Source organism: Pectobacterium sp. HCp5_1 (assembly GCF_032905925.1).
Taxonomy (GTDB): domain Bacteria; phylum Pseudomonadota; class Gammaproteobacteria; order Enterobacterales; family Enterobacteriaceae; genus Pectobacterium; species Pectobacterium brasiliense_A.
The window spans coordinates 1-23,736 of sequence record NZ_JAUMIO010000006.1 but is presented as its reverse complement, the minus strand read 5'-3'; the positions used below and the strand labels follow the sequence as shown (position 1 = coordinate 23,736).

The 23,736-nt window shown below is 51.1% G+C and carries 21 protein-coding genes; 8 read left to right on the top strand and 13 right to left on the bottom strand.

Going from position 1 to position 23,736, the window contains the following annotated elements; genetic code table 11:
- Positions 1-69: 69 nt before the first annotated feature.
- Positions 70-1,596 (bottom strand): MFS transporter, encoded by a 1,527-nt coding sequence (locus tag Q3A88_RS06505; RefSeq protein WP_317177612.1) that lies wholly within the window; start codon positions 1,594-1,596, stop codon positions 70-72.
- A 383-nt stretch (positions 1,597-1,979) separates the two neighbouring features.
- Here Q3A88_RS06505 and Q3A88_RS06500 point away from each other — a divergent pair, with 383 nt between their 5' ends.
- A complete protein-coding gene (locus tag Q3A88_RS06500; RefSeq protein ID WP_014914225.1) occupies positions 1,980-2,354 on the top strand; it encodes a hypothetical protein in 375 nt (124 codons plus the stop codon).
- On the opposite strand, the gene Q3A88_RS06495 is transcribed toward Q3A88_RS06500, so the two are convergent.
- A complete protein-coding gene (locus Q3A88_RS06495) occupies positions 2,347-3,834 on the bottom strand; it encodes a mannitol dehydrogenase family protein (RefSeq protein ID WP_110163758.1) in 1,488 nt (495 codons plus the stop codon). The two genes, Q3A88_RS06500 and Q3A88_RS06495, sit on opposite strands and share 8 nt — an antisense overlap.
- Before the next feature lie 321 nt (positions 3,835-4,155).
- Between Q3A88_RS06495 and Q3A88_RS06490 the strand changes: the two genes are divergently transcribed.
- Positions 4,156-5,436: an O-acetylhomoserine aminocarboxypropyltransferase/cysteine synthase family protein gene (locus Q3A88_RS06490; protein WP_317177611.1), complete on the top strand. Its 1,281-nt coding sequence runs from the start codon at positions 4,156-4,158 to the stop codon at positions 5,434-5,436.
- Positions 5,437-5,498: 62 nt separating this feature from the next.
- Here Q3A88_RS06490 and Q3A88_RS06485 read toward each other — a convergent pair whose 3' ends face one another.
- The 4 genes from Q3A88_RS06485 to nifJ form a co-directional block, all read right to left on the bottom strand.
- The gene (locus Q3A88_RS06485) at positions 5,499-6,566 is read right to left on the bottom strand and encodes a L,D-transpeptidase family protein (RefSeq protein ID WP_110163756.1); all 1,068 of its coding nucleotides are present in this window, start codon (positions 6,564-6,566) and stop codon (positions 5,499-5,501) included.
- Between the two features lie 184 nt (positions 6,567-6,750).
- On the bottom strand, positions 6,751-7,548 hold the full coding sequence (locus Q3A88_RS06480) for a deaminated glutathione amidase (protein ID WP_110163755.1): 798 nt from the start codon (positions 7,546-7,548) through the stop codon (positions 6,751-6,753).
- 21 nt (positions 7,549-7,569) lie between these two features.
- Positions 7,570-8,106: a cytochrome b561 gene (cybB, locus tag Q3A88_RS06475; protein ID WP_039470919.1), complete on the bottom strand. Its 537-nt coding sequence runs from the start codon at positions 8,104-8,106 to the stop codon at positions 7,570-7,572.
- 230 nt (positions 8,107-8,336) lie between these two features.
- Positions 8,337-11,870 (bottom strand): pyruvate:ferredoxin (flavodoxin) oxidoreductase, encoded by a 3,534-nt coding sequence (gene nifJ, locus Q3A88_RS06470; RefSeq protein ID WP_317177610.1) that lies wholly within the window; start codon positions 11,868-11,870, stop codon positions 8,337-8,339.
- Between the two features lie 391 nt (positions 11,871-12,261).
- On the opposite strand from nifJ, the gene Q3A88_RS06465 reads away from it, so the two are divergent.
- Positions 12,262-12,687: a hypothetical protein gene (locus Q3A88_RS06465; protein WP_040032723.1), complete on the top strand. Its 426-nt coding sequence runs from the start codon at positions 12,262-12,264 to the stop codon at positions 12,685-12,687.
- An 81-nt stretch (positions 12,688-12,768) separates the two neighbouring features.
- Here Q3A88_RS06465 and Q3A88_RS06460 read toward each other — a convergent pair whose 3' ends face one another.
- From Q3A88_RS06460 to Q3A88_RS06450, 3 genes are all read right to left on the bottom strand, one after another.
- Positions 12,769-14,337 (bottom strand): glycoside hydrolase 43 family protein, encoded by a 1,569-nt coding sequence (locus Q3A88_RS06460; RefSeq protein ID WP_110163753.1) that lies wholly within the window; start codon positions 14,335-14,337, stop codon positions 12,769-12,771.
- Between the two features lie 52 nt (positions 14,338-14,389).
- Positions 14,390-15,826, bottom strand: coding sequence for a glycoside-pentoside-hexuronide (GPH):cation symporter (locus Q3A88_RS06455; protein ID WP_110163752.1), 1,437 nt, complete (start codon positions 15,824-15,826; stop codon positions 14,390-14,392).
- Between the two features lie 346 nt (positions 15,827-16,172).
- Complete coding sequence (locus Q3A88_RS06450) at positions 16,173-17,105, bottom strand: LysR substrate-binding domain-containing protein (RefSeq protein WP_110163751.1); 933 nt, start codon at positions 17,103-17,105, stop codon at positions 16,173-16,175.
- Positions 17,106-17,226: 121 nt separating this feature from the next.
- Between Q3A88_RS06450 and Q3A88_RS06445 the strand changes: the two genes are divergently transcribed.
- A complete protein-coding gene (locus Q3A88_RS06445; RefSeq protein WP_039274311.1) occupies positions 17,227-17,709 on the top strand; it encodes a GNAT family N-acetyltransferase in 483 nt (160 codons plus the stop codon).
- Positions 17,710-17,752: 43 nt separating this feature from the next.
- Here the strand turns inward: Q3A88_RS06445 and Q3A88_RS06440 are convergent, their stop codons facing one another.
- From Q3A88_RS06440 to Q3A88_RS06430, 3 genes are all read right to left on the bottom strand, one after another.
- On the bottom strand, positions 17,753-18,379 hold the full coding sequence (locus tag Q3A88_RS06440) for a LysE family translocator (protein WP_110163750.1): 627 nt from the start codon (positions 18,377-18,379) through the stop codon (positions 17,753-17,755).
- A gap of 269 nt (positions 18,380-18,648) precedes the next feature.
- Entirely contained in the window at positions 18,649-19,431 is a 783-nt protein-coding gene (locus tag Q3A88_RS06435) for a transporter substrate-binding domain-containing protein (protein WP_317177609.1), read from the bottom strand.
- A 368-nt stretch (positions 19,432-19,799) separates the two neighbouring features.
- On the bottom strand, positions 19,800-20,378 hold the full coding sequence (locus tag Q3A88_RS06430) for a hypothetical protein (RefSeq protein WP_317177608.1): 579 nt from the start codon (positions 20,376-20,378) through the stop codon (positions 19,800-19,802).
- Positions 20,379-20,767: 389 nt separating this feature from the next.
- Here Q3A88_RS06430 and abiEi point away from each other — a divergent pair, with 389 nt between their 5' ends.
- The 4 genes from abiEi (at position 20,768) to Q3A88_RS06410 (ending at position 23,488) form a co-directional block, all read left to right on the top strand.
- On the top strand, positions 20,768-21,313 hold the full coding sequence (gene abiEi / locus Q3A88_RS06425; RefSeq protein ID WP_039533896.1) for a type IV toxin-antitoxin system AbiEi family antitoxin: 546 nt from the start codon (positions 20,768-20,770) through the stop codon (positions 21,311-21,313).
- Positions 21,297-22,214, top strand: coding sequence for a nucleotidyl transferase AbiEii/AbiGii toxin family protein (locus Q3A88_RS06420; protein ID WP_317177607.1), 918 nt, complete (start codon positions 21,297-21,299; stop codon positions 22,212-22,214). The genes abiEi and Q3A88_RS06420 overlap by 17 nt, the downstream gene beginning before the upstream one ends.
- A 205-nt stretch (positions 22,215-22,419) precedes the next feature.
- Positions 22,420-22,911 (top strand): YhfG family protein, encoded by a 492-nt coding sequence (locus Q3A88_RS06415; RefSeq protein ID WP_317177606.1) that lies wholly within the window; start codon positions 22,420-22,422, stop codon positions 22,909-22,911.
- Positions 22,904-23,488, top strand: a complete 585-nt coding sequence (locus tag Q3A88_RS06410; protein WP_317177605.1) for a putative adenosine monophosphate-protein transferase Fic — start codon at positions 22,904-22,906, stop codon at positions 23,486-23,488. The genes Q3A88_RS06415 and Q3A88_RS06410 overlap by 8 nt, the downstream gene beginning before the upstream one ends.
- 152 nt (positions 23,489-23,640) lie before the next feature.
- Here Q3A88_RS06410 and Q3A88_RS06405 read toward each other — a convergent pair.
- Positions 23,641-23,736: IS1 family transposase (locus tag Q3A88_RS06405; protein WP_317177658.1), on the bottom strand; the 96-nt coding region annotated here is incomplete at its 5' end.

The window sequence follows — 23,736 nt, the reverse complement described above, 5'->3', positions numbered from 1 at the left end:
GAGATTGGGCTGATTGTTTTTACCTGATACCTGTCTTCAATAAACGTCTGTATAAACGAACGTCTTCAATTAATGCTGTGCAGTAGCAACCTGCGGTTTAGCCTCTTCTGACTGAACGCCTAATGGATTGTTACCCCAGCACTTCTCATACTCCCAACCTGTCAGCTCTTCTGCGACAGCACGAGCATGAGGTGGGACATCGGCAATCGCGCCGCCCGCTTTGATACGTGCAATCTCTTCCAACAGAATGGCGTGGTTTTTACGATCCAGCTTCATCTGCGTGGTGTAGTAAATCGCAACCAGCGCAAGACCGATAACACCCAGCGAGAACACGCCAACAATCGCCTGTACGGCAGTTTCCGGCTGCACTGACTGCCCGGAGACAAAGCCGAATTGGCTCAGCGTCCAGCCCATCGCGAAGACAATCACAGAGCGAACCATTTTACCGGCAAACGTCATGGCACCAGCGTAAATCCCTTCACGACGACGCCCAGTCAGAACTTCATCCACATCGGCCAGGAAGGTATACACCGTCCAGGGAATGTAGTAGATCCCCCCCGTGCTCAGGCCAAATACGGCGGTAATCGCGAACAGAACAAAGATGGTCATGTCTTCTGACCAGTTAGCGAAATAGAGCGCGGCATACGCGATCACGCTGACAATCACCACCATCAGAGCCAAACGGAATGGTCGCGCAAAGCCCATTTTGACGCAGATACCGATGAAGGCTGCGGTAGAAATGAGCTGCATAATCGAGCTGAAGCTATTGAGGTGTGATACCAGCGCCGTATTCTGCTTCAGACCAAAGACGATGAAGTAGGTGAACGCGGAAGCGAAAAGCCACTCAGCGCCGAAGCCAAACAGGTACATCCCCAGATGTTTGCGGAAAATACGCAGACGGAAGGTGGAAACCATATCCACGCTCAGCTTTTTCATCGCTTGCCACAGGCTGGACGTACTTTCACGGACGATTTCATTGACCGGACGTTCCCAGGATGTCATATACAGCGCGATCATCGCCGCACACATAATGGCACCGTAGACCAGACCGGTGTAGAAGAATGGTGTTGCTGAATCTTTACCGTAGATGGCAATAAACTGCCCAGGAATGAACGCTGCCAGGAAGTTGGCGATTTTACCGAAAATGGCTTTAGAACCTGTCAGCTTAGAGCGCAGTTTAAAGTCAGAGGTCATCTCGGTAGCCAGCGTCTCATACGGCACCATGATCGAGGTGTAAATCAGCTCGAACAGCACGTACGTCGCCAGATAGTACCAGAAGCCAAAGCCTTCAACCCATAGCATGGGGTAGACCAGAACCAGCGGGACACCCAGCAAAATAAAGAAGCGGCGGCGGCCAAATCGGCGACCCACTCGGGTGTTGTAGAAGTTATCGCTGATGTATCCCATGATGGGGTTACTGATCGCATCGATGATGCTGGCAACGGAGAAGATAGCAGCAGCCTGAACCAATGTTAACCCACAGAATGTGGTGTAAAAGTACATCAGCCATGCGCCGCTGATAGCAAGCGCGCCACTGCCAAGCAGGTTCGCGCTGCCGTAGCAGAACGTGTGTTTAAAAGAGATTGGTTTATTCATGATCAGCCTAATTACAAAGATGAAACAATATTTCAGTTCTATTGAACTATCATTTCTTTATCATTTGCTCTATTGAAAAGAAAGTAAACTGACGATCACGCTTTAGCGCGCTTTTAATGACGATCTGTCAGACAGATCATGAAATAAGATATTTTAATTTGCTTTTTATAATTTTTTGATCGTGCATTTGTGTTCTTAATTTACAAGATATGTAGATTTATTACGGAAAAGCGGCGCGCGTGCAGATTGGCGAGGAAGTGATAGTGGGCGCTACCCCACAAATCGATAGCGTGATGTGAAATAACGCATTGACCGCAGAGAGGAAATGTCGTCATCATCCCGCCCAGTTTACTTTATCGTATTCCCTCATCAGGAGCCGTAACGTGAGTCATTTGCTGGTCTATGCCATTATTTATGTGATTTTTATTGCTGTGGTTGGGTTGTTTGCTTTTCAGGCGTGGTTGCCTTCGTCCGCTCCGCGTGGGCTGAGAGATCGTGCAGGTATTTTGGTCGGGGTATTGCGTTGCGTTACGCTGTTTCTCATCGTTTCCGCACTACAAATTCTGTTTCCCAATTCGCTGTTGGACAAGCTTGTCTGGTTGGTTGCCGTGGCGATGTTAGTGATCGCGGTCATCGGTGGGGGAATGAGCTGGTCATCGCTGCCGTGGCTGGATGAAACAAAGGGGAAAAGTCGCACTCTGGTGCTGGGTGTCCAGAGTGCGTTATACCTTGCGCTGCTTGGATTTATCGTTATTTAAAGTCTTGTACCAGTGCGGCCATGGTGTTCTTTGCGCCGTGATCGCGCAGCTTCAGATAAGCCTGTGCGATAGCGTTGAAGACATCGTGGTTTGCTGATAGATCCTCGCCGAAAATAGAACGAATATTGAGAAACGCGCTGACTCGCTCTGCGCTATCTGACGTTTCCGCAACGACCTGTCTGAGTTTATCAGCCAGCGGATCGCGGATCTCGATAGGGTTGCCCGCATCATCTTTTCCGCTGACATAACGCATCCAGCCAGCGATGCCTAATGCCAGACAGCGATAGTCCCCTCCATTACGCACGTGCCAGCGAAGCGATTCCAGCATGCGCTGGGGCAGCTTTTGTGAACCATCCATCGCGATTTGCCAGGTTCGATGCTTGAGCGCGGGGTTGGAAAAACGAGTAAGCAGCTGAACGGCATAATCTTTCAGGTCGATATCCACCACGCTGAGCGTCGGTGCCTGCTCCAGCAGCATGAGATGAGACACGGCGCGGCGATAGTTCTCGTCATTCATACAGTCGCTGACGTGATCATAACCGGCAAGATAGCCCAGATAGGCTAAAAACGAGTGGCTGCCGTTCAGCATACGCAGTTTCATTTCTTCAAACGGCAGTACGTCATGCACCAGTTGCACGCCCGTTTTTTCCCACTCAGGACGCCCGGCAGTGAAATGATCTTCGATCACCCATTGAATAAAGGGCTCACAGGCTATCGCACAGGGATCGGCGACGCCAAGGTGATCGGCAATTTCCTGCAACGCTTCTGGCGTCGCAGCAGGGACAATGCGATCCACCATCGTATTCGGGAAAGAAACTTTAGCCTCGATCCAATCGATCAAGCTCTGATCGTTGAGCCCAGCCGATTCCAGCACGGCGGCTTTGGCCGTTTTGCCATTTTCCGGCACGTTATCGCATGAGAGGATGGTGAACGGCGCAATCCCGCGTTCGTGGCGCAAGCGCAGCGCTTCCGCCAGCAACCCCGGCACTGAGGCTGGATGACGAGGATCGATGAGATCCTGCTGAATCAGCTTGTTGGTCCGATCCAGCTTGCCGCTCGTCCCGTCCATGCAATAGCCTTTTTCGGTAATCGTCAGGGAAACGATGGCGGTTTCGGGCGCGGCGAGTTTCTCAATAATAGCGCCAATGCCTTCTACTTTGGCATGTAACGATTCACACACGGCACCGACAACAATTGGCTGATTTTCCGTCGCCGCTTTTTCCAACACGGTAAACAGATGATCCTGTTGGCGCAGCGCCGTGATCATGGTGTCGTCGCTGAACAGCACGACTTCACAAATACCCCAGTCTCCTCCCACCATATTCAGTACGCGATCGGTGAGCAGTGCCTGATGCGCGCGATGGAAAGCACCAAAACCGATATGGACGATGCGTGGCTTCAGCGCCTTACGATCGTAGTGGGGGAATTGGACGCTAGCAGGCAATTCGCAGGTAGCGATATTTTTTATTTTATCAGTCATTTATTGCGCTTCGGGTGGGGGGATTTATAACGTTAAAAGTAGCTGTGATTTGCAGGCGGTGCAATACGTGACGCGCAGATAGGTTACGGTGCGCACGTTTTTTTCTCTGCGCAAATTTTATCGCTTTTTCAGATTCGGTTCAGCGGTGGAGCTCGGTTTTGTGAGGAGGCTTCAGCGTAATAATGTAACGCTGAAATTTAGTCTTGTTTTTACTAACTTATCTCCATTTCTTCTACATCATCAAGTGCGTTTCCCGATCGCTGTCTGCTATTTTGTCTGGATATTTTCCTCACTCCAACGATCAACAAAAAGGCCCGTAAGATGAAACTTGAATCCCTCGCGCTACATCATGGTTATGAATCTGAAGCGACAACGAAGTCCGCAGCCGTGCCGATTTACCAGACGACCTCTTACACATTTGACGACACGCAGCACGGCGCCGATCTGTTTGATCTGAAGGTGGCGGGCAATATCTATAGCCGTATCATGAACCCGACGAATGCGGTGCTGGAACAGCGGCTGGCGGCCATTGAGGGCGGCATTGGCGCGTTGGTGCTTTCATCTGGTATGGCTGCAATTACTTATTCGCTTCAGGCGCTCACGCAGGTTGGGGACAATATCGTCAGCACCAGCCAACTGTATGGCGGCACCTATAACCTGTTTGCCCACACTCTGCCGCGTCAGGGGGTTGAAGTACGAATGGCCTCTTTTGATGATTTTACGACGCTGGAATCGCTGATTGATGAGCGCACCCGCGCTGTTTTTTGTGAATCTATCGGGAATCCGGCGGGAAATATCGTCGATATTGCCAAAATCGCGGAGATTGCGCATCGTCACGGCGTCCCAGTGATTGTTGATAACACAGTGGCGACGCCCGTGCTGTGCCGGCCTTTTGAGCACGGCGCAGATATCGTCGTCCATTCACTGACCAAATACATCGGCGGTCATGGCACCACAATCGGCGGTGCGATTATCGATTCCGGCAAGTTCGACTGGGTCGCGAACAAAGCGCGTTTCCCGTTACTGAATGAGCCCGATCCGTCTTACCACGGCGTGGTGTATACCGACGCTTTCGGTCCGGCGGCCTATATTGGGCGCTGCCGCGTGGTGCCGCTGCGCAATACCGGTGCGGCGCTTCCTCCTCATAGCACGTTCTTGCTGTTGCAGGGGCTGGAAACTCTCAGCCTGCGCATCGAACGCCATTGCAGCAATGCGGAAGCGCTGGCGGGCTACCTGAATCAACATCCGCTGGTTACCTGGGTGAACTATGGCGCGTTGCCGGATAGCCCTTATAAAGCAAACTGCGAAAAAATTACCTCGGGTAAGGCGTCTGGGATTATCAGCTTTGGCATTAAAGGCGGGAAAGCATCAGGGGGACATTTTATTGATGCGCTGAAGATGATTTTACGACTGGTGAATATTGGCGATGCCAAATCGCTTGCGTGTCATCCGGCAAGTACCACGCATCGGCAGTTGAATGCGGAAGAGCTGGCTAAAGCAGGAGTGAGTGAGGATCTGGTCAGAATTTCGGTCGGCATTGAGCACATTGACGACATCATCGCTGATGTGGCGCAGGCGCTGGAAGCCTCACAGAAAAAGTAAACGGTAGGGATAGTAGAGAAACGCGTTGGAAACCTGAATGAGTTTCCAACGCGTCATCGCGATTACGAACGGTTAGCGTCAGCTGCGGTCGTCGTCTGTACTTCAGCCGGTGCGGCATTTTGCACGGCATTGAGGCTATCTTGCGGCTGTGCTTCTGGTGCAACAGGTGCCGCAACAGATTCAACCGGAATGGCTGGCGTGGCTTGTTCGATCAGACCATTGATTTTGGTCGGCATACCAGAACGTCTCTGGATTACCTGATCGACTTCGCTGGTGTTCACGCTGGCGTCGGCCAGAACCTTGCTCACTTTTGGCGTCATGCTGATCGGTGCCGGAGAATCAGAATGGAATTCTTCTACCGTGCGAGACAGCGGATTGTGAACTTCAACATAGCGTGAGCCATCTGGCTCAACGGTGGCTTTTACTGGCTCATTGATGAACTGAACGCGAGTACCGACCGGAACGTTGTTGAACAGGTACTTGATATCATCGGCACGCAGACGGACGCAGCCGTGGCTTACGCGCAGACCAATACCGAAGTTGGCGTTGGTGCCGTGGATCGCGTACAGGTTACCGATGTACAGGGCATACAGCCCCATTGGGTTATCTGGGCCAGCCGGGAAAACTTTTTGCAGGGTTTCACCGCGTGCTGCATATTCTGCGTGCATCTTCGCGGTTGGCGTCCAGGTTGGGCCCGCTTTCTTACGCTGAACAGACGTTGTCCAGTTAATCGGCGTATCTTTACCTAACTCACCAATGCCGATTGGCAGCACGACCACGGTCTTGGAGCCTTTCGGATAGTAGTACAGACGCATTTCTGCGCTGTTGATGACAATGCCTTCACGCGGTGCATCTGGCAGAATCAACTGATGAGGAATGACCATTTTGCTGCCGGGAATCGGCAGGTAAACGTCCGCATCTGGGTTGGCTTCCATCATGTTGCTCAGGCCCATTTGGAACTGTGCTGCAAAATGTTCCAACGGCTGTGTGCTATCTTCCGGTACGGTGATTTCGATATTCTCGCCTACCAGTCGGCTGTTAGCCGCAGGCAGAGGATAAACAACGGCAAAAGCGGCCTGACTGAATGCGGCGGCTGCAAGAACTAAAGTAAAGATCGCGCGAATACTCATTTTCGTTTCTTTATTTGAGTGGTAAATGCACCCCCCGAATCAGGAGGCTGGTCTGCTAGGGTCGCCATGACGACCGGATGCGCATTATATGTGCAGAATGGCCTCTGAGGGAAACAACATGTGTAACTAATCACACTTTTTGGCGCACGAATGAGAAAGAAAGCAGCGTAGAGTGAACCACGACTCAATTTTCCCCGTCTAACGTGGGTTTTTGAAAGCGGCGATTAGCCAGTACTGGGAGAATCTGACGGGCATACGCCAGTCGTTCTGGGTCAATGTCGGCATAGATGAGAGCCGGTGCTTCCGGCGCCTGAACCACGACAACGCCTAAAGGATCGACCACCATGCTGTTGCCGATATTCTTGACGCCACACTCGCCAACGGCGACGAGATAGGTCGTGTTTTCCAGTGCTCTGGCGCGCACCAATAATTCCCAATGCGCTTCTTTCAGCGGCCCCTTAATCCAGGCGGAGGGAAGAACGAGTACGTCTGCGCCGTCCAGCACCAAGCGACGAGCAAGCTCAGGGAAGCGGATGTCATAGCAGGTCATCAGTCCGACATTCAACCCGGCGATGGTCAACAGCGGCGGGACGTCTTCGCCTGGCAGTACGTTTTCCGATTCCTGTACAGAAAACGCATCGTATAGATGCAGCTTCCGGTATTGCGCAACGATCCCGCCGTTACGCAGTGCCAGCAGCGTGTTCCAGACTTTCCCTTCGCCATTCGGGATATGCACACACAGCATGATCGTCAGATTGCTGCCTTTACTGGCTTCCAGCAGATGCGAGATAAACGGGCCATCAAGCGGTTGAGCAGCCGTGAGCACCATGTTGGGATTGGTGATATCGCGAGCCAGCACGCCTTCGGGCAGCACCAGCAGGTCGGCACCGTTTTGCTGTGCCGCCGACATGAACTCAGTGATGGTTGTGGCGTTTTGCTGCCACTCGCGGTCAACGGCGAATTGCCCCAGTGCGACTTTCATGCTTGCTCCTTTGTGGCCCGATTAATCGCGCTTGGCTGGCATCATGCGCAGCAGCGTGTTGTCTTTCATAACATAGTGGTGGAACAGGGCTGCGGCAGTATGCAGGGCAATGAGCCAGTATCCTAACGGTGCCAGTGTTTCATGCCAGCCGATCAGCGTTTCAGCCAGGTCGAAATTTGGTGTCGCGGCGGTTGGCATGCCGATACCAAAAAGCATCCAGTCCCGACCGCTGTAATAGCGCGAGGCAACGCCCAGTATCGGCAGCGTGATAAACAGCAGGTAAATAACGGCGTGGGTAAGCGAACCCAGCGCACTTTGCCAACGAGATGGCGCTGGCGTAATGGCCGGAGAAGTATGTCGATGGCGCAAGAACAGGCGAGCCAGCATCAGAACCAGTATGGCTACGCCGCAGCTAAAGTGCGTCACCATCATCACGGTGCGCAGCAGCGAACCGCGTTCAGCAAATCCGCGTAGCTCGATGGTGGCATAAGTCACAACGAGCAACAGAAAAACCAGCCAGTGCAATGCAATCTGCGATGGTGCGAACTTTCCTTTCATGTTTCGTCCTCTGCGACGTTGAGAGCGGTTTGACACCGTAACGAGCGAATAATCTCATAAAATATAAGGTAACTTGCGTCTTGTCAGCCCCTCTTTACCGTGCCTGACAAACTGGACTATCCGCGCTGGATTCTTCTGTATTCAACCCCGTTTTGACAGGGGGCAAACGTAACAGCCTGTAAGGATGGTACGGCATAAAAAAACCGGCCGAAGCCGGTTGGGGGGAACGATTATTCCTGTGGGTTTTTCTCCGCCTTGCCTGCCATCATCGTCAGGAAGTCAAAGCGGCGACGCAGATCTAGCTCCGCTTCTTCATAGAGCTGCGCGGTTTCTTCCGGCATCATGCTATTCAGGCGGCGGAAGCGTTGCTCTTTCATTAGCGTTTCGCTCAGGTTGCTTGATGGCGGACGAGAATCGGTGACCAGCGCGGCTTTCCCTTCTTCGGCGCGACGTGGGTCGAAGCGGTAGAGCGGCCAGAAGCCCGTTGCCGTCAATTGACGCATCTGATCGTGGCTGAATGCCAGATCGTAGCCGTGCTCTTCACACGGGCTGTACGCGATAATCAGCGACGGGCCCGGCCAGGCTTCGGCTTCCTGAATCGCTTTCACTGTCTGGTTCAGCTGTGCGCCCAGTGAGATCTGCGCAACATACACGTGCCCGTACATCATGACGTTGATGCCGAGATCTTTACGCGCTTTGCGTTTGCCTTTCTCGCCAAACTTGGTGACCGCGCCCAGCGGCGTCGCCTTGGACTGCTGACCGCCGGTGTTGGAGTAGCACTGCGTATCCAGCACCAGCACGTTGACGTTTTCGCTCAGGCTCATGACGTGATCCAGTCCGCCGTAGCCGATGTCGTACGCCCAGCCGTCACCGCCGATAAGCCAGATAGATTTATCGACAAAGTGGTCGGCTTCACTCGCCAGCACCTTGGCGTCATTATCATTGATGGTTGCCAGCAACCCACGTAGCTGTTCAATCTGCTGACGGCGCAGGTCGGGCACAATAGACTCTTCCTGCAACGCATTCACCAGATCTGGCGGCAGTTGCGGTGCCAGCTTGTTGAGCAGGCGCACGGCACGTTGGCGGTGCTGATCGACGCTCAGGCGGAAGCCCAGACCGAATTCGGCGTTATCCTCGAACAGCGAGTTAGCCCAGGCCGGACCGCGGCCGTTGGCATCCGTAGTCCACGGCGTGGTAGGCAGGTTACCACCATAAATCGATGAACAGCCCGTTGCATTCGCGACCAGCAGACGATCGCCATAGAGCTGCGTCAGCAGCTTGATGTACGGCGTTTCGCCACAGCCGGAACAGGCACCAGAGTACTCGAACAGCGGCGAAATCAGCTGAGAAGTGCGGATATCAATACGTTCCAGCGTGGATTTGTCGATTTCCGGCAATTGCAGGAAGAAATCGAAGTTCTCTTTCTCCGCCGTTAGATTATCCAGACGGGATTCCATATTGATGGCTTTAATTTCTGGGTTCTGACGGTCTTTGGCCGGACAAACTTCCACGCACAGGTTACAGCCAGTGCAGTCTTCCGGGGCAACCTGCAACACGTATTTCTGGCCGCGCATGTCGCGGGCTTTCACATCCAGCGATTGCAGTGAAGCAGGTGCATTTTCCATCGCGTCGGGTTGGACGACTTTGGCGCGAATAGCCGAGTGCGGGCAGGCAGCGACGCAGTGGTTACACTGTGTACAAAGCTGTGGCTGCCACAGCGGAATCTCTTCCGCGATATTACGTTTTTCCCACTTGGTGGTGCCGGTTGGCCAGGTGCCATCGGGTGGCAGGGCGGAGACGGGCAGCGTATCACCCAGGCCAGCCAGCATCGCTGCCGTGACGGTCTTAACAAAATCGGGCGCGGCGTCGGAAACCACCGGTGGGCGCTGCGGGCTGTCTGGGTTGACGGCTTCCCGCGGCACTTCTGCCAGCGCTTCTAATGTGGCACTCAGCGCCTGCCAGTTACGTTCAACCAGCTCCTGACCTTTACTGCCGTAGCTCTTGGCGATGGCGGTACGCAGTTTTTCCACCGCCACATCGGCCGGCAGAATCTGTGACAGATGGAAGAACGCCATCTGCATGACGGTATTAATACGCGCACCCAGATGACACTCGCGGGCAATCTTGGCGGCATTAATGCAGTACACGCGGGCATTGCGCTGGTTCAGCCCTGCCTGCACTTCCTGCGGCAAACGGTGCCACAGATCGTCGCTGGTATACGGCGAGTTGATCAGGAAAACGCCGCCGGGCTTAAGTCGTTCGACCATGCTGTACTTGTCGATAAACTGCCACTGATGACAGGCAACGAAATCGGCCTGATCGATCAGGTAGGCTGAGTTGATCGGGTGCGGACCCACACGCATGTGGGAAACGGTCAAGCTACCGGCTTTCTTCGAGTCATAGACAAAGTAGCCCTGCACAAACATCGGCGTGGTTTCACCGACTATTTTGATGGCATTCTTGGTCGCAGAAACGGTGCCATCACTGCCCAGACCGTAGAACAGGGCTTCGAGTGATGCGCTACTTGGAAAATGCTGTTCCGGCAGTGGCAGCGACAGATTGGTGACATCGTCATAAATCCCCACGGTAAAGCGCGGTCGTGGGTTGGCAAGTGCTAACTCATTAAAGATCGCCTGTATGCACTGTGGGGTAAATTCTTTGGAAGACAGGCCATAACGGCCACCAATCACGCGTGGCATAAGTGAACGCTCACCAGCAGAGAACGCCTCTGCCAGCGCGGTCATCACATCGAGATACAGTGGCTCTGCCAGCGCACCCGGCTCTTTCGTGCGATCCAACACCGCGATGCTCTTCGCCGTTTGCGGAATGACGGCCAGCAGATGCTTGGCGGAGAACGGACGATACAGGCGGATTTTCACTACACCGACTTTCTCGCCGCGCATCAACAGCGTATCGACGACTTCTTCGCAGGTGCCGACGCCGGATCCCATCAGGACGACGATTTTGGTCGCTTCCGGGTGACCGTAATATTCAAACGGCTGGTACTGGCGTCCTGTGGCGGCGGCGAAATCGTTCATCGCCTGCTCAACATGCTCATAAGCCGCGTCATACCAGCGGTTGGTGGCTTCGCGCGCCTGGAAGAAGGTATCCGGGTTAGAGGCGGTACCACGAATCACCGGACGTTCCGGTGTGAGTGCTCGCTCACGGTGTGCATCAATGGATTTCTGTGGCAGAAGCTGGCGGATCACGTCATCGCTCAGCGGCTCAATCTTATTAATTTCGTGTGAAGTGCGGAAACCGTCGAAGAAATGGATAAACGGCAGACGGCTGTTCAGGCTGGCAATTTGCGAAATCAGGGCAAAGTCCTGCGCTTCCTGCACATTACTGGCGCACAGCATGGCACAACCGGTTTGGCGCACGGCCATGACATCCGAGTGATCGCAGAAGATAGAAAGCGCATGGGTCGCAACCGTACGGGCTGCGACGTGCAGGACAAACGGGGTTAGTTCACCGGCCAGCTTATACAGCGTGGGGATCATCAGCAGCAGACCCTGCGATGAGGTGAACGTGGTGGCGAGTGTGCCCGTCTGCAATGCGCCGTGGACGGTAGCGATCGCGCCGCCTTCCGATTGCATTTCAACAACGCGGGGCGTATCTCCCCATATATTCAGCCCGCCGTCGCTCGACCAGGCGGCCGCGTGTTCAGCCATGCTGGAACTGGGTGTGATGGGATAAATGGCGATGACTTCATTGGTTCGCCAGGCCACGGAGGCGACTGCGTTGTTACCGTCGGTGGTGATCATGACTTATAGCCTTCTTGCTCACTAAGCCTTTCATTTTACATGGTCTTTTCGGGCGATGAAAATGATTAGGCATAAACGAAAATACGATTTTTATCGGAGGATTATCGCATTTCAGGAAAAAAGAGGGTGGAGCGATGTTGGCGGAGTTGTATCAAACTATGTTTTATCCCCGTCATACTTCAAGCGATCTTCTACGCGCGGTGTTCGTATGAAGGACAGCCCGCGTTTCCTAAAGATGTGCGTTGTTATTATACACCTCGGTGCGGATTGATGTTTTTTTGTACCCATTGAAGGGTATCGCTGCATGATTTTGTTTGCTCATTACAGCCATGACAGGTAGCGTGCTTATACTAAAATAACATCTGTAATCAATGTATGAAGGAACCGAACGATGGCAAACGATGAAATAAAAAATAAATTGGTTTCCGTACTGGCTTCACAACAGGCGCAGGGAAAAACGCCAGAACAGGCCGTCGAACATATTCTTCAGGCATTGGGTGGGCGAGCCGGTGATGTGTCCCGTATTTCGGTTTTGACGTCGACATTAATCGCCGATGTGCTTTATACCGTGTATCAGGAAGCGATAACGCACCAGCAGATTGCGGTGATTTTACGCAAACTGTGTTACGCCGCTCGCGACATTGCCGTTGCATCACACGCCATCTATCCCCAACTCACCGTTCAGGAAATCGGCCAGCTTTTACAGAGCCCAGAGATTTATCCGACGATCGATCGCGCCGCATTGCTTGATGCGCTGACCTACGCGAGCTTTTCCAAAGCGGAAAGTGAGCAGGTTGCTGACGCTCTCGGCATTTAATACCAGGGCTATTCGATACCAGAACAGTATCGAATAATAGTAGACAGCCAGACTCGTAATTTTCCTATAGCCGCTATCGTGCTATTGCTCGATAGCGGCGACTTTTACCGCCTTAACCCGAGCATGGCTCCCGCTATTTCCTGATGCTGTCGTCAGCGCGTACAGCCCCACTTTAGCGCCTACCCACTTGCCCGGACCTGCGGCGAAGCTATCATCCAGCACACCATATTCCCCGTTATCGCCCCGCCAGGAAAACTGGCAAATCGCGTTCTGCTGCACGGTGACACGCAGGGTGATGTTCTGATTTTCGGGCAACACCGCCAGATGTCTCTGATGTTGCTCCAACTGCTGTGCATCACTCATCCAGCCGAATCCGGTTACTAATTCAAGACCTTCCTCGCCTTTCTCAATACCGAGGAAAGCGAAGCGCTCGCCATAAATAATCAGGCCACAGCGATCGCCAACCTGTTCCAGAACGGGTGTTAGCTGAGTGGTGAACTCAAATTCCTCGGCCGGAAATTTTTGCATCAGCAAATTAGGCACGTCATACCAGGAAGGCTCACCTCCACGGGTAGGCATCGGCTGACAGAACAGCTTAAGCCCCGGATGGATAAGCGCCAGCCAGCGCTCGTCAGGGTTTGCTTGCCACTGCCACTGTCGCCCCAGCGTAGCCGAAGAGAAATCGTCGGAAGTGGGGGGCTGCTGCACACTAACGGAGGAACTCACGTGAGGTTTATCTGCTTCCAGCACGGGTTGACCTACTCCCTGCGCATTATGCTGTTCGCCGATCAGCGGCCAGTCGTCCTGCCAGCGCATTGGCTGTAGATGAACGACTCGACCATAGGAATGGCGATCCTGAAAATGGACAAACCAGCTTTCACCGTTCTCTAATTCGACCCAGCCGCCCTGATGCGGGCCATTAACCGATGTGCTTCCCTGATGCAGTACGATCCGGCTCTGCCACGGCCCCTCCAGCGAGCGTGCGCGCAGCACGGTTTGCCAGCCTGTAGGAACACCACCCGCTGGAGCGAAAATGTAATACCAGCCGTTGCGCTTATACAGTTTTGGCCCTTCAATGGTTGGCTGTGTTGCCCGTCCATCGACAACGATCCTTCCTTCATCAAGCAGGGAAAGACCATCTTCTGCCATCTTGCACAGTTGCAGCAGGTGTTTCTTACCGCTGCGGCTGAAGGCGAAGGCGTGGATTAACCAGGCGGTGCCGTCGTCATCCCAGAACGGGCAGGGATCGATCCAGCCTTTCGCCTGTTTCAGACAATGTGGCGTGCTCCATTCGCCTTTGGGATCGTCAGCCTGCGACATAAAGATCCCGTCATCGGGCGTGCTGAAAAACACCCAGAATTTTCCGGCATGATAGCGAATGCTGGGTGCCCACACGCCTTTGCCTGGCTGAACATGTTCGTATTCTGGCAGATCGAATCGGCTGAATACGTGGTTGATCAGCGTCCAGTTCACCAGATCCTGAGAATGCAGGATCGGTAGCGCGGGCAGGTGGTTAAAGCTGGACGACACCATGTAAAAGTCGTCACCCACGCGCACGATGTCAGGATCGGAATAGTCGGCGCATAAAATCGGATTCTTATAACGCCCGTTGCCCAAATCTGGGTTCCAGGGAGAATGTGCTGTACTCATATCATAATCCTGATAGTAAAGGCGGGCAGCGTGCTACCCGCAGGTCTTGCGATCAGGCTGCGCCTTTTGGCGTCAGGCCTTGATCGACAGGAAGCTCGCTTTCCGGCGCGCGGTCAGATGTGCTGTGACGTTTTGCCAAATCAGCCTGAATGTTTTCCATCGTCTTATCGTCCAGCTTGTAAAAGCGTACCAGCCAATACAGAACCAGATAGGAGAGCGATGGCCCGATGCTCAGCAAGCCGATAATACCGGCAGTGGCGAGCGGTGTTTGTGTGGGGGAACCCGCAACATAGCCAAACCAGCCGAGTGAAAAGCCGACCAGTGCACCTGCAACCGCCATACCCAGTTTCAGTGCGAACAGGTTGCCGGAGAATGACAGACCAGTAATTCTCCGGCCTGTTTTCCATTCGCCGTAATCGGCGGCATTCGCCATCATGTTCCATTTGAACGGTTGATACATTTGGTGGAAGAAGCCGATCAAAAAGTAGAGCGGGAAGACGACCGCCAGCCACTGTGGCGGCACCATAAACAGGATGACGCCGACAAACACCAGCAGCAGGTTAATGTTCTTGAACAGGCTTATGCTGCTGAAGCGCTTGCCAAAGTAGCCCGCCATCATTGCACCAATAATGGTGCCGACGACGCTGGTGGTAATAAAGGCGGATTTCATTGCCGTTCCGGCGGCGCTGCCCTGCTCTGGCCCGATCATCAGGTAGGTTGCGTAATACAGCGTCGCCGCACCGCGCATGACACCTGCCATGCTGGAAAAGAACGTAATGATGGCCACTACGCGCCACTGATCGTTGCTCAGCAGGTTTCTGACATCGTCCCAGACGTTCTGATTTTTATCTACAGCGGGGTTGATGCGTTCCTGAGTGGTAAAAAAGCAGAAAAACAGCATCACGACGGCCAGACAGCCCATGATCATCATCGTGCCCTGATAGCCCAATTGCTTGTTGGTACCGCCAATCCAGTCGACCAGCCACAGCGTGCCGACCGATACGAGTAGCCCAGCCATTGAGGAGATGGTAAAGCGGTAAGACTGCGCGGAAATTCTGTCCTTTTCATCGCTGGTGATGACACCGCCGAGCGAACAGTAAGGAATGTTGATAAACGTGTAGAACAGCATCAGCAGCGTGTAGGTGATGTAGGCGTAAACCAGTTTACCTGTGCCGTTCAGTTCCGGCGTGGTGTAGGCCAGTACGGCAATCACGGCGTAGGGGACGGCAAACCAGACCAGCCACGGACGGAAATGCCCCCAGCGGGTTTTGGTACGGTCGGCAATGATGCCAATCAGAGGATCAACGATGGCGTCCAGCACGCGCGTCACCAGGAACATAACCCCCACCGCCGCGGCGGAGATGCCATAGATATCCGTATAAAAGTAGGTAAGAAACATGGTTACGGAAGAATAGACGATGCCACAGGCGGCATCACCCATGCCAAAGCCGATTTTCTCCGCAACGCTCAGCTTATTATTGTTGGTCATTGGAAACTCCAAAGATGATTGAGGAACTTCTTGCCAGGCTCGCGGCTATTGTTATCTCCTTGGTGGGGATTAACTATTGCGGATTTTATTAAGAAGGTTACGTTTCTTGGTATGTGTTAGACAGGTCACAAAAAAATGACAGGGAAAATAGCGTGAGGCAGAAGATATTCGGAGTTTTTTTCCATTATATATCAATAGATTAATTTGTTTTTTTGTCGATTTACCTGTATGACAAGTTATCTTGCGGATCTATTTATCGGGAAAATAACTCTCTACGGGCGTTTCTCTAGGTTCGTTATTGAGGTGAAAACGTGGCTATAGCCGTGTGAGATGGTAGTGCATCAGGCTAGCTAATGGGATGTGCCACCAGCCTGTGTAACAGGTTTTTAATCCACTGACTGGCTTCCGAACGGCTATTGCGGCGATGACTGTATATCTTCACGCGATAGGGTGGCACGGTGAAAGGCAAGGCGTGAATCCGCAACGGCAGGAATTGCGCAAAGATTGTCGCGACGTTGCGGGGTAATGCCATGATCAGCGTTGAATCGGCGATGATAAACGGCGCACTCATCATGGATGGCGTCTTTAGTGCGATATGACGCTTTTTGTTGAGCTTATCTAGCGCGTAGTCAATCACCCCGCGGGACTCATTCCAGGGCGTCACGACAAGATGCCGGGCATCAAGATAATCATCCAGCGTAAGCGCCCTACCTGACAGATAATCCGCGGCGGTGATGATGACATAGCTGTCTTCAATCCAGTCTATCTCCTCAATTTCCCTGTTCTCCGATTGCGTCATGTCGGTGAACCCTAACGCAAAGTCGATTTTCCCTGCCAGTAAATCCGTAATCGCGACCTTCTGCGGCGAATAAACCAGATTGAATTTGATATGGGGTGCCAGCTTTTCCATGTGTGCCATCAGGGTAGGAAACACCGAAAACGCAGTGTAATCGGTGATGGAAAAGGTGAAACTTTCCGTGCTGCGAGCGGGATTAAAGCGTGGACGCGGCGTCAGACCTTGCGTCAGCAGCGCCAGACTTTCTGCGATCGGCTCCGCGATGTCGTCCGCCACTACGGTCGGATGCATGGTATTGCCAACCCGAAAAAATAGCTCATCGGAAAACGTATTGCGCAAGCGCGTCAGCGCGTGGCTGACCGCCGATGCGCTCATCGCCAGCTCTTTTGCCGCTGCGGCGACGGATCGATGCTGGTACACGCCGTTAAATACCACCAGTAAATTTAAATCGATACGCCGCAAATCCAGATGCATGATATTCATCAGTCGCTGTAGAGAATGCAGTTCATACAGTATTTTTAATCCGGTAGCATGGCAAGCCTTGGTCATGGTTAGCACTGGAAAATTAGCACCGGAGAAGAAAGACGTTATGAACCCAGCCTTTATGAATATAGCCATCCGCCCCGCGCAGAAATCAGATGCGAGCGTGATTCTGGATTTAATTATCGAGCTTGCCGTGTACGAGAAAGCGCGCCACGAAGTGCTGGCCTCGCTTGAGGATATTGAGCGCTCGTTATTTGGTGAGGGCGCGACGGCTGAAACGCTGATTTGCGAAATTGATGGCAAGCCTGTCGGCTATGCGATTTTCTTCATGAGCTACTCAACCTGGCTGGGAAAATACGGCATCTATCTGGAAGATCTCTACATTGCGCAGGCGTATCGTAATGCGGGAGCGGGAAAAGCGCTGCTGAAGCAGGTTGCGCGTCTTGCACAGGAAAGACAGTGCGGGCGGCTGGAATGGAGCGTGCTGGACTGGAACCAACCCGCGATCGATTTCTATAAGAGCATTGGTGCGAAGCCGCAGGATGAGTGGGTCCGCTATCGGATGGACGAGAAGGGGATCGCTGATTTTGTCACGGCATCGTAACGGTGTCGCTCCTGCTGACCTGACGGCAGCAGGAGCCAGTCAATTAACGTGTTGACGCTGCCAACGTGGTGCCTGCCAGAATAAAGATCCCGCCCGTCGAGCGGTTAAACAGCTTGATGCGGCGCGGGTTGGAGAAAAGGCCCGATAAACGACGGCCGGTGCAGGCATAGATAAACATGATGCTGAAATCGAAGACCGCCCAGGTCACAGCGAGAATGACGAGCTGTAAGGCGTGCGGGGCGCTGGTATCGATAAAATTGGGGAAGAGCGCGGCGAAAAACAGCAGATCTTTAGGATTGCTGATCCCGACCAGAAAGCCTTTGCGAAATAGCGGAAACCAGCCCGGAGCCGAGGCTTCCTGTGTGTCCTGCTCCGCGGTGCTCATATCCTTGGATCGCCATGACGCGATTCCTAACCAGATGAGATAAACCGCACCAACAATTTTTAATGCGATGAATGCGGTGGTTGACGCAGCGAGAATGGCACCTAACCCCAGTGCTGAACAGGACATCAATATCATTGCCGCGCTGACGCCGCCGAGTACGGTTGCGGTTGCGCGTGAAGCGCCGTAGCGTAAACCGTGCGACATGCTGATCAAGGCTGATGGGCCCGGAATGGCAATCAGGGCGATGATGATGCCTGTATAAGCCAGCCAGAGGTGAAGGCTCATGATTTCTCCTGCGTGTAGTTCACTGTGAAAGCGTGATTGAGAGCGGTGATGTGATGCGATATATATTCACATACATATCGATATTTTCCAACGCGTGATAGTAACAGAAAAGGGGCTAATGGCGCTCGCCCTCTTTCATTAAGATTCTGTTGCTGACACTGGTGCGGAGTACAGCAATAAACGGGGCATTTCGACGAAATCACCCCCGGCCTTATGATGGGCCGGGAGATCCGTTGAGCATGAAAATAATCAGTAAACCGTGCCTGATATTATTCCTTCACGCTTAAATCGATATCGCCAAAATAGCGTTTCTGTATTTTTGCATATATGCCTTTTTGAACGATATCTTTCAGCCCCTGATTGATGAGCTGTTTTGTTTCCGTATCGTCTTTGCGTATACCGTATGCAGAACCGAGGCTAAATAAATCCGCATCGGTGACTTCCGCTCCTTTTAGCTCAAAATCTTTACCCTGTGGGGTTTTTAAAAATCCAAACGCGACGGCAACCGACGGACACAGTGCGCCTTCCACTCTTCCTGATTGTAAATCCTCATAAATGGCTTCTTGATCGGGATAGTTTTTCACAATCACCCCGGCAGGTAGCCAATATTTATTGGCGTAGGCTTCCTGAATGGTACCTTGCTGTACCGCGATATTTTTCCCGCGCAGCAACTCAGCCTGGGGAAGAAGATTGGATTCTTTCCTTGCGACAAGTTTGGTGGGAACGTGGAAAACATAGTCACTGAAAGCTATCGATTCTTTTCTCTTGCGTGTCACGCCAAGTGGTGCAATGACGTCTATTTTTTTGGCGAGAAGGGCGGCAATCTGAGAATCAAATGTGTTGACGATATAGTCACATTTTGCATTTACCGATTCACAGATGGCATCGGTTACCTCGATTTCAAACCCCGATGGATTACCATTTTTATCCATGCTCTGAAAAGGGGGATACGTTAAATCGACGCCGATACGCAGTATGTCCGATTTGGCAAATGCAAAGGGTGAAATAGCAAAAATGACAACGATCTTCAGGAGAGATAATTTTCTGAACATAGCAGTAACACCTCTTTTTAGTCGTATAAAATGAATATCAACATTTCGGTATTCGTATTATCACCAGTGATAGGACGTAAATTGGATCGCTCATCGTCATCCAGCCCACGTTTGAAAAACTGACGTTAATTTACACTTGAAATTATAACCAATTGTTATTATTTGCTTTCGGAATGTAAGATTGCGCTATCGGTGATGTCCAAGCGTGTAAACAGGAAATATATTCCAGTAGATGATTTCATTTTGGCGGGGTGCTGATGTTCATTGCAGACCGAAAATCGACCTGAGCGAGTTTCCGATATTTTAATTTATTAACCTTACTAAATGTACCAATAATACGGTGGAATTGGCGACCTTGAAGGTGAGTGCTATTTGTAGGTAAATCGATAATCGACAATATACGTACCGAGTTTATTGACTCGCGCGGTGATCCATAACTCATCCATTCCCTGCCGCCTTTTTTTGAACAGGGTTTCTCTGTTGGTGCATAGTTGTTTAAATTGCCCAGTATGGACATCTTTAACCCATATGCCGGCTTCGCAACGACTACTTTTTCCTGTGGATGGCCCAGGAAAAACAATTTTATAGTCGGATGTGTAACTAATCACCTCATCGGGGAACAAATAAACGTACACGTCAAAAATATTCACGATGGAAAGAAACCCCAGCACGAAGCCTCCGAAAAACATTTCGAATGTGTGCTTTAGTTTCTTCTTTACCGATCGAGAGTAGAGCGCCCGGCCAGCAAAGATAAGCCCCAACACGATCCCAAACGTAAGGTAGATAGTGAGTTCTGGAAATGTCTCGATCAGTATCGTACGACGTGACAGCTGCGAAGCCCAAAGCATGTACCAGAAAATAGATAGTATGATGGATAAGACGAGGAGAGTAACGAGAAAATCCTTCGACAACAAATAGGTTATCGCTTTTTTATAGAGACGGTGCATCTATCCATGACCTGTATCAATAGCGTGTTTTGTTGGTATTTTACATGACTTGATGGCGTAAAGGATCAACTCGGTTGCTTGTTATGGTTCGGGCATTTGGGCAGGGGGAATCTGAATGATTAACGTAAATAATTGATATTAAATATTTAGGTTTGAGTTCAGACTTTTTTCATAGGCCTAAACGTATATCAATGCAGAAAAGTGATAGGGGTTTTTGCTAACGTTCTCACCCTATGAATCCCACCTTTTTGTTACCTCAATCTATGACAATCTTTTGATAAGTACACGTGAATGTCACTTTTTAGTGGTTTTGGCGTAGACTTGACGGATGGCTTCTATTCAAGTATACGTGAATAACACAATTATGTGGTTTTCATGTGGACTTATGAATGGACAGGATCACTGCTATTGAGCGTTTAAATGCTTTCGATAAGCAAGGGCGTTATGTCTTCACCTCCCGCGATTTAGCCAAGATTTTCCATGAAGATACGCCCAGAGCGTTTAATGCCGGGCTAAATCGTTTAGTAAAAGATGGCATTCTTACCCGTGCGATTCGCGGTGTGTACGTTTATAACCATGCCAAAAGCAAAGATGCCTATACGCTTGAGCGCATCGTGTTAGCGCTACGCCGTGGTGAATATAACTATCTTAGCCTCGAATCCGCCTTGTCTGAATATGGCGTGATTTCTCAAATACCGATTGACCGGATCACGGTGATGACCACCGGACGTTCCGAAGAACATAAAACGCCTTTTGGGGTGATTGAATTTACCCATACCAAGCGGCCACCAGAGCAGATTTTGCAGGATACCTATTTTGGCAATTCCCCGTTACGGCAAGCAACGAAGAAAACTGCCGTGAGGGATTTACGCCGCGTTGGGCGCAATACCCACCTGATTGACGAATCGGAGCTACATCATGAATCAGAAAGTTAACTTTGCCGAATTGGTCAGCAAAGCGGTGGAATCATCCGAGCTTGAAGGTTTGCGCAATGTGGTGGAGAAGGAGCTTTTGCACTACGACATCCTCTATTGTTTGGATAATGCAGGCTTGCTGGAGCAGCTTACTTTTCAAGGCGGAACCTCGCTGAGGCTTTGCCATGGCGCAAACCGCTTCAGTGAAGATTTGGATTTCGCCGGCGGTGTTGCGTTTTCTGGTGCCGACTTGAAGAACATGAAAGCCTGTATTGAAGATTATCTGGGGAATCGGTACGGCCTTGAGGTCAACGTGAAAGAGCCAAATGAATTGCGGAATGAACCCGGTTATGAGGACGTTCGCATCGACAAATGGCAGGTATCCGTGACCACTGCACCGGAAAAACGCGATATGCCAAGGCAACGGATCAAAATTGAGATCGCCAATATCCCGGCTTATACCCGAACGCCGATGACGCTAAAACGTAACTATGAGGTTTTACCCGATGGTTATTCCGATACGCTGGTCATGTGTGAAACGCTGAATGAAGTGATGTGCGACAAACTGGTTTCTCTTGTCGCCACTACCAGATATACCCGCTATCGTGACGTGTGGGACTTGCCGTGGCTGATCCAGCAAAACGCGACTTATGATATCGATCTGATTCGTAAGAAAGTACAGGATTACCGCATTCCTAATTATGATGAACTACTGGCACAGCGCATACAGAGCATCGATCAGGTTGTGGGGGATGGTCGCTTTAGCGCTGAAATGCGGCGATTCCTGCCACAAGCAATATTTGATAGAACGTTAGGGCGTGAGGCTTTTAGCCAATATTTAAGCAGCGAATTAAAAGCACTCTTAAGTGCGTTACAGCAAGCGTTAAAAGGAGAGGGCGGGAAAGTACCGTTCGTCATGTAAGCATCAGTAGCCAAAATAAAAAGATTTTGCACAAAACTGTTCACTCTCTTCACCTTTCATTTTTTATCTTTATTTTTAGCAGGTTAAGTGGTTAACAGTGAGTGAACAGGCGACAAGTCACTTATCACCAATGCAGGTAAGATACTGCCAGCTGCAATTGTGGTACTCTTTATCGCATATATATGCGGATTAAAGGTGAAAGCACATGCGCTATGAAATGGCGGTACTCGCGGCTCTGGTACAAGAAGATTCCCCTAATACGCACTCTATCGTCACCGCTACAGGCATCTCTGAAAGAAAAGTACAGGACGTATTAAACACGCTCCAGTCAACGATGGATATCAGCATATCACGCGAGAAAAATGGCAAACGGCAAGTCTTGTCTATCTCGTCATGGGGCGTGTTTGGCGACGGGGAAAGGCTGATCGAGAAATTGAAAAATACCGATTTGTCGATATTTAAACAGCACCGGAAAATCACGACAAAAGCATCGCCAGACAAAACGCGATCCCCACGTATGGTGACGCTGGAAGAAAAGCGTGATTACTACAATCAGGTGAAACTCAAAAACTATCGGGACAGTATGCGTCTTGAAGGATTCAGCGTTGAGGATACGCCACTTCCCGCTGACAAACAGGAAAGGGAAGCGCTGAGAAAAAACCTGATTGCCATGTATAAAGCGGGTGGTTATGTCTGATAAATACGGCTCAGGGCAAGATCCTTATATCTACCCTGATAGCGATGTTCTAATAAATAAGCTCGGCATCAACGATGACAGTCAATTCGACGATGCGGAGCGTCAACTATCCGAGCTGGCCGTTCTTGATATTGAATTTGAAGAACCGCCTTACGATCTGCATTATTGGTGTGGTCTGCACGGGAAAATATTCGGAGATTTATTCGATTGGGCAGGAGAAATACGGCGTATCGATATTTCTAAAGGTCAAACACGTTTTTGCACCGTATCCCGTATTGAAATTGAAGCCAATAAAATTTTTACGCAGCTATCCAATGATGATTTTTTACAAGGCCTTGAACGTCCAGCACTAATAACTCAGTTAGCTGAATACTATTCAGATTTGAATGTGATTCACCCGTTTCGGGAAGGCAATGGGCGTTCTCAGCGTCTATTGTTCGAGCATATGATTATCAATTGTGGCTATGGTGTCTCTTTCGAAAATATCGGCGTTCAGGAATGGTTAGCGGCTAATGTGGCGGGATACCACGGCAATACTCGACCATTAGTCGATATTTTTGAGAAAAGTATTCTCTGACATCCCAATAAAAAGATTTTTCACAAAACTGCTCACCCTCTTCATTCTGGGGTTTTGTTATTACTAATCAATGTATTAATGTATTAATGTATTAATGTATTAATGTATTAATGTATTAATGTATTGGTCACGTATTCAATATGTAGATCAGGTCATTGCAGATAATGTTCACGTTCGATGAATGTGCCGATTATCTTGTCATGCATTTCCACTGATTTTGAGTACCCGATAGTTTTACGATTCAGTCG

Coding starts and splice junctions, on each gene's coding strand:
- Q3A88_RS06410 (WP_317177605.1), top strand. CDS start 22,904: ATGTCTGATAAATACGGCTCAGGGCAAGATCCTTATATCTACCCTGAT.
- Q3A88_RS06415 (WP_317177606.1), top strand. CDS start 22,420: ATGCGCTATGAAATGGCGGTACTCGCGGCTCTGGTACAAGAAGATTCC.
- Q3A88_RS06445 (WP_039274311.1), top strand. CDS start 17,227: ATGAATATAGCCATCCGCCCCGCGCAGAAATCAGATGCGAGCGTGATT.
- Q3A88_RS06495 (WP_110163758.1), bottom strand. CDS start 3,834: ATGACTGATAAAATAAAAAATATCGCTACCTGCGAATTGCCTGCTAGC.
- Q3A88_RS06480 (WP_110163755.1), bottom strand. CDS start 7,548: ATGAAAGTCGCACTGGGGCAATTCGCCGTTGACCGCGAGTGGCAGCAA.
- nifJ (WP_317177610.1), bottom strand. CDS start 11,870: ATGATCACCACCGACGGTAACAACGCAGTCGCCTCCGTGGCCTGGCGA.
- Q3A88_RS06440 (WP_110163750.1), bottom strand. CDS start 18,379: ATGAGCCTTCACCTCTGGCTGGCTTATACAGGCATCATCATCGCCCTG.
- Q3A88_RS06505 (WP_317177612.1), bottom strand. CDS start 1,596: ATGAATAAACCAATCTCTTTTAAACACACGTTCTGCTACGGCAGCGCG.
- cybB (WP_039470919.1), bottom strand. CDS start 8,106: ATGAAAGGAAAGTTCGCACCATCGCAGATTGCATTGCACTGGCTGGTT.
- Q3A88_RS06465 (WP_040032723.1), top strand. CDS start 12,262: ATGGCAAACGATGAAATAAAAAATAAATTGGTTTCCGTACTGGCTTCA.
- Q3A88_RS06430 (WP_317177608.1), bottom strand. CDS start 20,378: ATGCACCGTCTCTATAAAAAAGCGATAACCTATTTGTTGTCGAAGGAT.
- Q3A88_RS06490 (WP_317177611.1), top strand. CDS start 4,156: ATGAAACTTGAATCCCTCGCGCTACATCATGGTTATGAATCTGAAGCG.
- Q3A88_RS06485 (WP_110163756.1), bottom strand. CDS start 6,566: ATGAGTATTCGCGCGATCTTTACTTTAGTTCTTGCAGCCGCCGCATTC.
- Q3A88_RS06435 (WP_317177609.1), bottom strand. CDS start 19,431: ATGTTCAGAAAATTATCTCTCCTGAAGATCGTTGTCATTTTTGCTATT.
- Q3A88_RS06450 (WP_110163751.1), bottom strand. CDS start 17,105: ATGAATATCATGCATCTGGATTTGCGGCGTATCGATTTAAATTTACTG.
- abiEi (WP_039533896.1), top strand. CDS start 20,768: ATGGACAGGATCACTGCTATTGAGCGTTTAAATGCTTTCGATAAGCAA.
- Q3A88_RS06460 (WP_110163753.1), bottom strand. CDS start 14,337: ATGAGTACAGCACATTCTCCCTGGAACCCAGATTTGGGCAACGGGCGT.
- Q3A88_RS06420 (WP_317177607.1), top strand. CDS start 21,297: ATGAATCAGAAAGTTAACTTTGCCGAATTGGTCAGCAAAGCGGTGGAA.
- Q3A88_RS06455 (WP_110163752.1), bottom strand. CDS start 15,826: ATGACCAACAATAATAAGCTGAGCGTTGCGGAGAAAATCGGCTTTGGC.